This is a genomic window from bacterium (assembly GCA_035703895.1).
Lineage (GTDB): Bacteria > Sysuimicrobiota > Sysuimicrobiia > Sysuimicrobiales > Segetimicrobiaceae > Segetimicrobium.
In genome coordinates, this window is sequence record DASSXJ010000115.1 from 1 (window position 1) to 11,573 (window position 11,573).

The 11,573-nt window shown below is 67.8% G+C and carries 11 protein-coding genes; 6 read left to right on the forward strand and 5 right to left on the reverse strand.

The window, feature by feature from the left end:
• Together VFP86_08125 and VFP86_08130 are read right to left on the reverse strand one after the other, a co-directional pair.
• A partial coding sequence (locus VFP86_08125) for an adenylate/guanylate cyclase domain-containing protein (protein HET8999596.1) occupies window positions 1–1,070 on the reverse strand: 1,070 nt, incomplete at its 3' end.
• Between the two features lie 48 nt (window positions 1,071–1,118).
• Entirely contained in the window at window positions 1,119–1,913 is a 795-nt protein-coding gene (locus VFP86_08130) for a crosslink repair DNA glycosylase YcaQ family protein (GenBank protein ID HET8999597.1), read from the reverse strand.
• 216 nt (window positions 1,914–2,129) lie between these two features.
• Here VFP86_08130 and VFP86_08135 point away from each other — a divergent pair, with 216 nt between their 5' ends.
• The 6 genes from VFP86_08135 to VFP86_08160 all read left to right on the forward strand — a co-directional run bounded on the left by VFP86_08135 (window position 2,130) and on the right by VFP86_08160 (window position 8,661).
• A complete protein-coding gene (locus VFP86_08135) occupies window positions 2,130–3,467 on the forward strand; it encodes a pitrilysin family protein (protein ID HET8999598.1) in 1,338 nt (445 codons plus the stop codon).
• A complete protein-coding gene (locus tag VFP86_08140) occupies window positions 3,460–4,746 on the forward strand; it encodes a pitrilysin family protein (protein HET8999599.1) in 1,287 nt (428 codons plus the stop codon). Before VFP86_08135 ends, VFP86_08140 begins: the two co-directional genes overlap by 8 nt.
• Window positions 4,743–5,756 (forward strand): LLM class flavin-dependent oxidoreductase, encoded by a 1,014-nt coding sequence (locus tag VFP86_08145; GenBank protein ID HET8999600.1) that lies wholly within the window; start codon window positions 4,743–4,745, stop codon window positions 5,754–5,756. Before VFP86_08140 ends, VFP86_08145 begins: the two co-directional genes overlap by 4 nt.
• A 17-nt stretch (window positions 5,757–5,773) precedes the next feature.
• On the forward strand, window positions 5,774–6,766 hold the full coding sequence (locus VFP86_08150) for a TIGR03557 family F420-dependent LLM class oxidoreductase (GenBank protein HET8999601.1): 993 nt from the start codon (window positions 5,774–5,776) through the stop codon (window positions 6,764–6,766).
• A complete protein-coding gene (gene cofE / locus VFP86_08155; GenBank protein HET8999602.1) occupies window positions 6,767–7,525 on the forward strand; it encodes a coenzyme F420-0:L-glutamate ligase in 759 nt (252 codons plus the stop codon).
• A 134-nt stretch (window positions 7,526–7,659) separates the two neighbouring features.
• Entirely contained in the window at window positions 7,660–8,661 is a 1,002-nt protein-coding gene (locus tag VFP86_08160; GenBank protein HET8999603.1) for a plastocyanin/azurin family copper-binding protein, read from the forward strand.
• Between the two features lie 543 nt (window positions 8,662–9,204).
• Here the strand turns inward: VFP86_08160 and VFP86_08165 are convergent.
• The 3 genes from VFP86_08165 to VFP86_08175 form a co-directional block, all read right to left on the reverse strand.
• Entirely contained in the window at window positions 9,205–9,903 is a 699-nt protein-coding gene (locus VFP86_08165) for an ABC transporter ATP-binding protein (protein ID HET8999604.1), read from the reverse strand.
• Complete coding sequence (locus tag VFP86_08170) at window positions 9,900–10,658, reverse strand: ABC transporter ATP-binding protein (GenBank protein ID HET8999605.1); 759 nt, start codon at window positions 10,656–10,658, stop codon at window positions 9,900–9,902. Before VFP86_08170 ends, VFP86_08165 begins: the two co-directional genes overlap by 4 nt.
• On the reverse strand, window positions 10,628–11,573 hold a 946-nt coding region (locus VFP86_08175), incomplete at its 5' end, for a branched-chain amino acid ABC transporter permease (protein ID HET8999606.1). The genes VFP86_08175 and VFP86_08170, both read right to left, overlap by 31 nt.

Consider the following 11,573-nt stretch of genomic DNA (forward strand, 5'->3'; position numbering starts at 1 on the left):
TCGAGGAGGCTGTCGCTCGACCAGTGCAGGTCCTCGAACACCAGCACGAGCGGAGACTGCCGTGCCGCGGCTTCGATGGCGGCACGCCAGGCTCCGAGGAGCGCGGTCCGGTCGGTGATCTCCGATTCGCCGGCCCCCACCGTCGCGGCGAGGAGTTCGGCGGTCTTCTCTGCGTGCTCAGTGCCCAACCCAGTGAGCCAGAGGTGGATCGCCGTGCGAATGGCGGGGAGTTCGGTCTCCTCCCCAATGGCAGCGAGTCGAAACAGGACGGCGCGCAGCGGCCAGTAGGTGAGGCGCTGGCCGTAGGGAAGGCACTGGGCAATCGCCACCGTCGCACCGGGAGAGAGACGAGGCAGCCGGTCGAGAAACTCCTCTAGGAGGCGAGTCTTTCCGGTCCCTGCCGGGGCGATCAGGCTCACCAGGAACGGGCGGCGCTCGATCAGGGTCCGGCGTGCAATCAGCTCGAGCTGCGCGAGATCGGCCTCGCGGCCCACAAGGGGGATGCGCTCCGGCGTCCGAACGTCCGCCCGCCCCACCAACGCGGCGGCCCGGATCGGGGTCCGCTTGCCCTTCGCGTGGATCGCGGCGGCTGGCCCAAAGGTGAACGCCGCGCCCGCGCCGTGTGCGGCGCGCTCGCTGCACAAGATCACCCACGGATCCGCGGCCTGCTGGAGACGCGCTGCGATGTTGACGGCGTCGCCGGTGATGAGGAAGTCGCCACCCGAAGTGTCGCGCGTGGCCACGACCTCGCCGGTGTTCACTCCGAACCGGACCGGCACGCGCTCGCCCAGCGCGGGCTCGGCGCGGACGCGGTCCCGCAGTTCGAGCGCCGCGGAGAGCGCCCGCAGCACATCGTCTCCGTGCGCTTGGGGGAGTCCGAAGACGGCCATGACGGCGTCCCCGATGAACTTTTCGATGGTTCCGCCATGGGCGGCCACGACCTCCTTGGCAATGGCGTAGTAGCGGCCGAGCAGCGCGCGCACGTCCTCGGGGTCGAGGGATTCGCCGAGCTCGGTCGAGCCGGTCACATCGGCGAAGAGGATCGTGACGATCCGGCGCTCTTCAGGCATCGTGAGTCACGACGTTCCGCCTCGCCTCCGCGATGTCCTCGTCACGGTCTACTCGAGGACCGCGCGATGCACGAGCCGGTCCTCCGCGTGCGGCCCGCGCACGATGTCGAGGACCCCGCGATCCCGAAGATCGGCGATCGCCCCCTCGAGCACGAGGAGCGGCCATGCGAAGAGGGCCGCCGCCTCTTTGGGGCGCGGCGCTCCGGCGATTCGGACGTACTGCTCGAGCACCGCGGCCGCGGCGGCGCGATGCGAGATCGTCGATGCCCGCGCCACGACGTCCGGGAGCCAGCGTGCGAACAGGTCCCAGACGTACGCATAGTTCCCCGGGTTGTCCCCCACCTCGCCGACCCGAGCGAGGAGGAACACGTTTTGCAGTTCGGCGAGCGCCCGAACTAGACGCGGGCTGCTCCCCCGGCGCTCGGGTTCGACCGCCGACCGGATCTGGCGCGTCGTGATGGGACCGCTGCCCGCGACGACCTCATGCACGCGCCGCGCCAGTGCGGAGAGCCGGCCCTCCTCGTATAGCCGCGCGTGATCGTCCGGATCGCCGACGTTGCCCGTGAGGGCAAAGAAGAACGGGAGAAGGTCGATAGCGATAAACGTCGGCTTTCGGGCGAGTACCCGGCCGTAGAACACCCGCTTTTCCGAGGGAAGCGCCTCCTTCCACTCCCATACCCACGACCACCGCACGTCCTCGCTCCGCGTGGCGAGCACCTCGAAGAGGCTGGGGATGCGTCCCGGCCCAGGAGTGAAGGCGTAGCAAAACCCGACCGCCCTGATGAACCGTAGCGCCTCATTTTTCGTATGTATCCGGTAATGGCGCCAATCCTGCTCACTCAAGCGCCGCATTACGCCACCGGAGACGTTCGAATGGCGGTGCAACAGGGTGTTGGAAGCGGGGAGCGTCTCGGGTGCGTTACTTCTTGTGGCAGGGGGGGCGGCTTCTTGGGCAGAACGATAGTGAGACCCCTCGGCCTCGATACCCGGCCTTGCCGTGCCCGCTGCCGGACGGTCTGCGAGCCTTGATGCTGGATGGCGTTTCATGAGGAGCCCGTGATGGAGCCCACAACGCGTACGGAATTGTCTAACGGTTTGGTCGTGATTCTCCGCGAGGTCCACACGGCGCCGGTCGCGACGTTCTGGATCTGGTACCGTGTGGGGAGCCGCAACGAGGTCCCGGGCATTACGGGGATCTCCCACTGGGTGGAACACATGCTCTTCAAGGGCACGCCCACGCTCGGGAAGGGAGAGTTTCCTCGTCTCATCAACCGACACGGAGGTAGCTGGAACGGATTTACCTGGAAGGATTTCACGGCGTACTTTGAAACCCTTCCCGCGGAGCACCTCGGGCTCGGTCTGCGGATCGAGTCGGACCGGATGCGCAACTCGCTATTCAATCCCGACGAAGTGGGCAGCGAGCGCACGGTGATCATCTCGGAGCGGGAGGGCGCAGAAAACAACCCCGAGTACGCGCTGTACGAAGAGGTCGAAGCCGCGGCGTACCGCGTGCACACGTACCGGCATGCGGTCATCGGCTATAAGAGCGACCTGCTGGCCATCACGCGGGATGACCTCGTCCGCCACTATCAGACGTATTACGTGCCCAACAACGCGGTGGTCGTGGCGGTCGGCGACTTCGACAGCGCGTCACTGCTGCGCGAGATCCGCACGTCGTTCGAGCCGATCCCTGCGGGATCGCCGCCCCCGCCTGTGCGGAGCGTGGAACCTCCGCAGGAAGGAGAGCGCCGGGTGAGTGTCCGGCGGCCAGGCGGAGCGGTGCCCCAATTGCAGATGGCGTTCCATGCGCCCGCGGCCGGCGATCCCGAGTTCTTCCCCGTGCTCCTGCTCGACGGCGTCCTCTCGGGGTTCAAGGGACCCGGCGTCTTCGGCGGCGCGGCCATGGGCGTGCGCACCAGCCGTTTGTACCGCGCGCTCGTGGAGCAACAACTGGCGGTGGATACCGGGAGCGCCTTCCGCCCGACATTGGATCCCACCTTGTTCGAGGTCGGCGCGACGCTCCGGCCGGGGGTGTCGCCGGAGCACGTCGAAGCGGTTGTGCTCGGCGAACTCCAACGGCTGTCGGAGGAGCCGGTCGGACCTGAGGAGTTGGAGAAACTGCGCAAGCAGGCGCGCGCCCAGTGGGTATATTCGGGCGACGGCGTCGGCGGGCAGGCGGTGCTCCTGGGGAGCACGGAGATCGTCGCGGATGGCGACTATCTCGAGCGCTTCTTGGATCGGTTGATGTCCGTGACTCCAGCGGCGATGCAGAAGGCGGCCGCGCGCGTGTTCGACGACCGGAACCGCACCGTAGGGTGGTACCTCCCCGACGCGGGAGTGGCCGCGGTCGCGCCCGGTCGCGCCGAGCCGGCTGCGGAGGCGGCGGCCCATGCCTAACACGAGCGCGCAGTTGGCCCTCCCGATCAAGCCTGAGTTGGTGGTGCGCGAACCGCTCGGCCCCGGAGCGGTCGCGTTGATCCGGGAAAAGCGTACCAACCCCTCGGTCACCATCCTCGGCTACATTCGCGGGGGCGCGATGCACGACCCCGCGGAGAGGGAGGGACTCGCGCTCTTCACGGCCGCGATGCTGACGCGGGGGACGGCGTCCTATACGTCACAGGGGTTGGCCGAAGTGTTGGATTCCCTCGGCGCCAGCCTCAGCGTCCGGGCAGACCTCGAGGGAGTCTCGGTGTCGGCGCGGTGTCTCGCCGAAGACGCGGACCAGATCCTCGGGTTGATGAGCGAAGTCGTGCTGAGGCCGACGTTTCCGGCGGACGAAATCGAAAAACAGCGCGGGAGAATCATCACCGGCATTCGGGAGGGGCGGCTCGACACCAGGGCCGCCGCCGAGAAAGCATTCCGTGCCGCGGCGTATCCGCCGCAGCACCCCTACCACCGGACGGCGGAAGGCGAGGAGGAGTCGGTAAGCGCGATCGCGCGCGACGATCTTGTGGCATTTCATCGCCGCTATTACCGGCCGCAGGGATTTGTCATCGCGGTGGTCGGGGACGTGGCGTCCGCCAGCATGCTCGACCGCCTCCGGACGCTCTGGGACGGCTGGCGACCGTTCGGGGTGAGCGAGACGACGCTCCCCCCACAAGCCGGTCCGGCGTCGGCGGTTCAGCGGAAGGTCGTCACGATTCCGGGAAAGACCCAGGCCGATATCGTCCTCGGGGTCCCGGGGTTCGCCCGATTGAGTCCGGATTTCTACCCCGGCATGATCGCCGATCTCATCCTCGGGCGGCTCGGCCTCATGGGGCGGCTGGGTGCCACGGTCCGGGATCAGGAGGGTCTCGCGTACTACGTCTACAGCCAGGCACAGGCCGGGTTTCTGGCCGGGCCGTGGGCGGTTCGGGCCGGCGTGAACCCGCGCAACGTGGACCGAGCGGTCGAGGGCATCCTGCGAGAGATCCGGGGCCTGCAGCGCGAGCCGGTGCGCGATGGCGAACTCCCGGATGCCCAAAACTACCTGGTGGGATCGCTCGCCGTGCGACTGGAAACCGACGCGGGGATCGCCCAGGCCCTCCTCGAGATCGAGCTGTTCAACCTGGGCCTCGATTATTTGAGCGAGTACCCCTCACTGATCCGGGGCGTGACGGCGGATGCGATCGGCGCGGCGGCCACGCGCTACTTCGACCTCAACGGATACACCGTGGCGATGGCGGTTCCTGGGTGACCCGCGTCGCATTTGGGCTAGGGGGCAACCTGCCGGTCCGGCAGGCGGTGACCTTCGCCCAGTATGCGGAGGAGCGGGGATTCGAGTCATGTTGGGTGCATGAGGCCTACTGGAACCGAGACGCGCTCTCGTTTCTTACGGCGATCGCGGTAGGAACGGACCGGCTCGGTCTCGGCACCGGATGCATCAACCCCTACACGCGGCATCCTGTCCTCGTGGCGTCATCGCTCGCGACCCTGGACGAATTGAGCGGCGGCCGGGCAATCTTAGGTTTCGGCACCGGGTTCCCCGGACGCTTGGACGAGCAGGGGATCGTGCACGCGCGGCCGATCGGGGCGATGCGGGAGAGCATCGCCCTCATTCGCCGGCTCTGGGAGGGGGAGAAGGTGACCTATGCCGGCCGGAGTTTCTCGCTCAGAAACGCCGTGATCACCGTCCGCCCACCGCATCCCGTACCCATTTACCTCGCCGGGTGGGGCCGGGGGATGCTCCGTGTGGCCGGTGAAGTATGCGATGGATACCTCGCGCGCGCCCTCGAATCGCCGGCCTCGTGCCGGAGGTTGATCGGTGCGGTGCGGACCGCCGCGTCGGCGGCCGGGCGGAACCCGGAGGCGGTCGATGTGGCCGCCTACCTCCTGTGCGCGGTCTCTTCTGATCGCGCCGAAGCGCGAGCCATGATGCGCCGCGATCCGTTCGTCGTTTACCAGTTTGCCGTGATCGACGAGGCCGTCCTCGAGGAGAGCGGTGTCGATCCACGGGTGAAGCGCCGCATTGCCGAGCCGTTCTGGCGGGGGGACATCCTGGCGGCGAGCCAAGAAGTCAGTGATGAGCTGCTCGACGAGTTCACCCTCGCGGGCACGCCCAGCGATGTGATCGCCCGGCTCGGAACGTATGCGGAGGCGGGCGTGCGGATGCCCATTCTCCAGCCAATTGCGACCGCAGACCCGGAAGTGCGCCGGGTCATCGACGTCGGCCGCGAGTTTACGCACAGCACGGCGGCCGCGGGCTGAAATCTGAGGGGGACACGATGCCTGATTTCGCCTATTTCTGCGGCACCGAACAGTTCCAGCCCGAGGTTCTCCTCGACCATGCCGTTCAGGCGGAGGCGTTGGGATTTGATGCCCTGACCGTCTCAGACCACTTCCACCCATGGGTCGACGACGCTTCGGCGGCGGCGTTCGCCTGGAGCTGGCTCGGAGCGCTCGCCATCCGCACGCGGCGCGCGCGGATCGCCACCGAAGTGACCTGCCCTCTGTTCCGCTATCACCCTGGAGTGGTCGCGCAGGCGGCGGCCACCGTGGACCGGCTCTCCGGCGGGCGCTTCGCGCTCGGCGTCGGGACCGGAGAAGGGATCAACGAGCGTCCGCTCGGGTGGGAATTTCCCGGCAACAAGGAACGGCGCGCCCGGATGGCGGAGGCCATCGCAATCATGCGGCGCCTGTTGGACGGCGAGAAGGTCGACTTCGCGGGGGAGTACTATCGCACGCGGGCGGCCAAGCTCTACAGTCCGCCGCGTGGCCGCGTGCCGATCTGGATGTCGGCCGGGGGAGTCCAGTCCGCCGCGCTGGCCGGTCGGGTGGCCGACGGGCTCATCGTCAGCGTCAAGGTGCCGGCCGAGGCGCGAGAGCAGGTCATCGATCCCTTCGCACGTGCCGCGCGAGAAGCGGACCGGTCGAGGCCAACGGTGGTCGCGCAGCGGTGGTCGATCCTGGCCCGAGACGAGGACGAGGCGTGGCAGGCCCTGGCCGCCTGGCGAGGGCTACGGGTGGAAGGCCGGCTCGATGAGGTAGATCCTTCCGTGCTCCGGACCCGGGCCGATGCGATGGACCGCCGCGAGATCATCGGGAAGTACGCGTGGGCCCGCACCGCGGCGGACCTCGTCGAGATTTACCGCCCCTTGGTCGAGGTCGGGGCGGACATCGTGACGCTCCAGGTAACGTCGGTCGACCAGGACGCCACCATCAAACTTCTCGGCAAGGAAGTGCTTCCCGCGCTCCGGCGGCTTGCGCCTTCCGCGTGAATGGCTGAGGCGACCCTCATCGTCGTTCCGGGGATCCCCGACGTCCGGCCGGGGATGTCGCTCCCCGATCTGCTCGTCCATGCGCTCAACGCGTCCGGGCTGCGGCCGTCCAACGGCGACGTGCTCGTCGTCGCCCAAAAGGTCGTCAGCAAGGCCGAGGGCAGCCTCGTCGACCTCGCCGGCGTCACGCCCGGCGAGGAGGCGCTTCGATTGGCGGGCGAAACCGGCAAGGATCCCCGGCTGATCGAGGTGATCCTCCGGGAATCGACCCGGGTGGTTCGCGTCAACGCCGGCGTGCTGATCGCCGAGCACCGGCTCGGCTTCATCTGCGCCAATGCCGGCGTGGACCACAGCAACGTCGGGATCGGGCCCGAGGTCGTCTCCCTGCTGCCGCGCGATCCCGACGCCTCCGCGCGTGAGATCGCGTCGGCGTTCCGCCGCGCCTTCGAGGTCGACGTCGCCGTGATCATCAACGACAGCCACGGCCGCCCCCACCGGGAGGGCGCGGTCGGCGTGTGCATCGGCGCAGCGGGCCTGGAGCCGCTCGAGAGTCTGGTGGGGCGTCCCGACCGGTACGGGTACACGATGCGGACTTCCGTGGAAGCGGTCGCCGACGAGTTCGCCGCGGCCGCCACGCTCCTCCAGGGACAGTGCGACGAAGGCACGCCTGTCGTCCTCATCCGAGGGATCCCGGTGCGGGAGGGACGCGGCGACGCACGTCAACTGTTGAGGGACCCCGAGCGCGACCTGTTTCGCTAGCGTCTGCGATCGCCGCGCGTCGCCGCGCGAGGAAGTCGCGGCGTCCGGATCGAATCCTCGTCTTCCAGTGAGCCCAACCACCGGGACGGAACGGCCTCGGTCGAGGGCACCAACAGTCGGTCAAGGGGGAATGCATGTCTAAAGTCGTTGGTGTGTTGACGGCTCTCGTGTTAGTGTTTAGCGCGTTCGCCGGATCGGGAACGGCACAATCTTCTCCGGCAACGTGGAAGGTGGCGATCGGCGGGGAGACGCCGGACCACGGGATCCAGGCGCAGGTCTTCGCTCCAGGCACGATCACGATCCATGCCGGCGACACGGTCGCGTGGACGATGGCGGCCCTGTTCGACCACACGGTGAGCTTCCTCTCCGGGGCGAAGCCGCCGAACCCGGTCGTCCCCCAACCGGGCGGGAAGTTTCTCTTCAACCCTCTCGTGACCGCGCCTCAAGGCGGGGAGACGTACGACGGCAAGGGCGTGGCCAGTTCCGGGTTCCTTCATCTCAAGGGGAACTACTCGCTCACGTTCACGAAGCCCGGACGGTATGCGTACCTGTGCCTGCTGCACCGGGGGATGACCGGCACGGTCGTGGTGCTGTCGCCGGGGAAGAAGCTCCCGGCCGCGCAGGCCGACCTCGACCGCCTGGGCGCGCGGCAGGTGCAGGGCGCGCTCGCAGCAGGCCGGTCATTGCTCACCGGCACCAAATGGTCCGCCATCAAGGGGGCCAAGGCAACGGCGTACATCTCGCCGATGGTGGGGACGCTGCCCGGGGCCGCGTCCGTGATCCGATTCGTTCCCGAGGCGCTCACGATCAAGGTGGGCGACACCGTGCAGTGGGTGATGCGGGACCCCATCGAGCTGCATACGATCACGTTCTCAGGAGGCGATCAGCCGCCGGACTTGGTCACGCCGGAGCCCCAGCCCCAGGGTCCGCCAAAGCTGTACTTCACGCCGAAGACCGTGGTGCGCATCGGCGGGACCGCGCAGGTCGGCGGTGGCTTCAACAATTCCGGGTTCATGGCGTTTGACGCTCCGGGTCCAAGGACGTACTCGCTCACGTTCACGCGGCCGGGGACATACACGTACTGGTGCGTCGTCCACGTGCCGCAGGGGATGAAGGGCGTGATCAACGTCCAATAACCAACTACCAACCCTTCTTTCGGAGATAGAGACTCAGGACAATAGCGCCTTCTGCGATCAATCCCAGGGGGAAGGACCAGGATGTCCACGATTCCAACCGATGAGCGCGAAGAGAGCCCACCAGGAACGACAATGCTTGGGACGGATGGCCGAGGACGGCGCTCGAAAGGTCCTCCCAACGGTCAGGATTGAGGACACTCACTTCTTCGCTGGGACCCACCGTCAGCGCGAGAAAGAGCCCGTGCCCCCACATCGACGCACACACGATTGCAATAGTCCAGAGCAACCAGATGGTGCGTTTTCGTTCCGTGGGGCGCCGGGAAGCAGGTTGTGGAAGAGCCGTCCAAGTCGTCACACCTAGAGATATCCGCCTTCAGGCCGCCTCACGCCCCCGTTCTTTCGGATCAACCTCTGATTCTGCCGGATAGATCTCCCGAGTCAAGCTGGTGAGTAACCACGTCTAGAAGGCCTAATTGAGTTCGCCATGAAGAACGCGATATATGCAGATGCGCGGCCGATGAAGTCACCCTACCGTCCGCGCGGTTATACGCCCAGATACTGCTGGCGGACGCCGGGGTCGGCTCGGAGGCGGGCGGGAGGACCCTCGAAGACCACGCGACCCTTGTTGAGCACGTAAATCTGGTCGGCGATCTCGAGCGCGAGGCTGAGATTCTGTTCGACCAGCAGCACTCCGAGGCCGTCCTGCCGGAGCTCCTCGAGGACTTCGCGCACGCGGGCCACAAAGCGCGGCGCGAGGCCCTCGGTGGGTTCGTCCATCAATAGTATCCGAGGGCCCTGGACGAGCGCCCGGCCGATCGCCAGCATCTGCTGCTCTCCCCCTGAGAGGAGGCCTCCCAGTTGGTGGGCGCGCTCGGCGAGAATCGGGAACCTCGCGTGCACGCGGTCGAGCGGCCACCCACCCGGCCTCGGCGCCAGGGTGAGCTGCTGGCGGACCGTGAGATCCGGGAAGATCCCGCGGCCCTGCGGGACGAGCGCGATCCCCGCCCGGGCCACACGGTGCGGAGGTGCTCCGGTGATGTCCTGCCCGTTGAATGTGATCCGCCCCGCGCGGGGCGGGGTCAGCCCCATGACCGTCCGTACGGTCGTGGTCTTTCCGGCCCCGTTCCGGCCCAGGAGGCACGTGATCATAGCGGGGGCGGCCGTGAGCGTCACGCCTTGGAGGATGTGGGAGTCTCCGTAATAGGTCTCGATGCCGGCGAGTGTCAAGAGCGGTGCGCTCATGCGCGGGCGGGCGGCGGCGCGCCGAGGTAGACTTCCTGAACCCGCGGGTGTCCTCGGACCTCATCGGGGGTACCGCTCGCGATCACCTCTCCGAGATGCAGAACGGTGATCCGATCGGCGATGGCAAACACCACATCCATGTCGTGCTCGATGATGACGAGCGTCTGCTCCCGCCCGAGCCGGGAGAGGAGCGACGTCATGCCGGCCGTCTCGGCCGGGGACATGCCGGCCGTGGGCTCGTCGAGGAGCACCACGCGGGGGCGTCCCGCAAGCGCGACCGCCAGCTCGAGCTGGCGTTGCTCTCCGTAGGACAGCACGCGCGCCGGCAGCGATGCCCGTTCCTCGAGCCCCACGCGGGCGAGGAGAATAAGCGCGGCTTCGCGGAGGTCGCGCAGGCGGCCGGTGGGCGTGAGAAGCCGGCGGGTCGCCGTCGTGTGGGCCTGGACCGCGAGCCGGACGTTCTCTACCGCTTCGAGGTTCTGGAGCAGGTTGTTGCGCTGAAACGTACGGGCCAGTCCCTGCGTGGCGATCTTGTTTGGGGCAAGCCCGGTAATCGGGTGGTCCCCGAGGCGCACGTGACCGGATGACGGCACGAGCTCTCCGCTGATGAGGTTGAACAATGTGGTCTTCCCCGCCCCGTTGGGCCCGATGACGGCATGGCGTTCTCCCGCCGCGACGTCGAGGCTGACGCCGTTCACGGCGATCACGCCGCCGAACCGGCGCGTCAGGCGTTCGGTGACGAGGATCGCGCCCATCGCCAGCTGAGAAGACCGGCCAGCCCTCTCGGGGCCACCAGGACGACGAGAATGAACGCCGCGCCTAGGATCATCGTCCACCGTTCGGTGACCGAGCTGACCAGGTTTTGGAGAATGAGCACCACGCCCGCGCCGACCGCCGGGCCGATGAGGGTGCCGGCACCGCCGAGGAGGACCATCACGAGGACTTCGCCGGACCGCGTCCAGTAGAGCTCGTCCGGAGACACGAAGCCGTTGTAATATGCGTACAGAACTCCGCTGAGCGCGGCGGTCGCACCGGCCAGCACGAACGCCGCCAGCTTGAGGCGAAAGGTGTCGAACCCCATGGCCCGCATGCGCGGCTCGTTCTCGCGGACGCCAATCAGGGCCGCGCCGAATGGAGAAGCGACGATGCGCTGTAGCACGAGCGCCGCGGCGCCGACGACGAGAAGGACGAGATAGTAAAACGGCACCGCGCCTCCGAAGTCGACCCCCGGGATCGTCGGGCGGGGGATTCCCGAGAGCCCGTTCGTGCCGCCCGTCAGCCACGACCATTGGTGCGCCACCGCATAGGCCATCTGCGCGAACGCCAGCGTCAGCATCAAGAAGGACACGCCGGTCGCCCGGAGCGCAAAGACGCCGATCGCCAGCGCGGTCAGCGTACCTACCGCGACTCCGGCGGGAAGAGTGATCAGGAGGGCCGGGCTCACGCGCGTGCTTACGAGGGCGACCGCGTAGGCCGCGGTGCCAAAAAACGCGGCGTGCCCGAGCGAGACCAGCCCGGCGTACCCGACGAGGAGGCCCAGGCTCATCGCGAAGAGCGCAAAGATCAGCACCTCCGTGAGCGTCGAGGTGAGATACCGGACGTGCGCGACCGGGAGGAGGGCCAGCGCCAGCCCGGCGATGACCCAGGCGGCCCGGAGCGCGCGGCCCTCC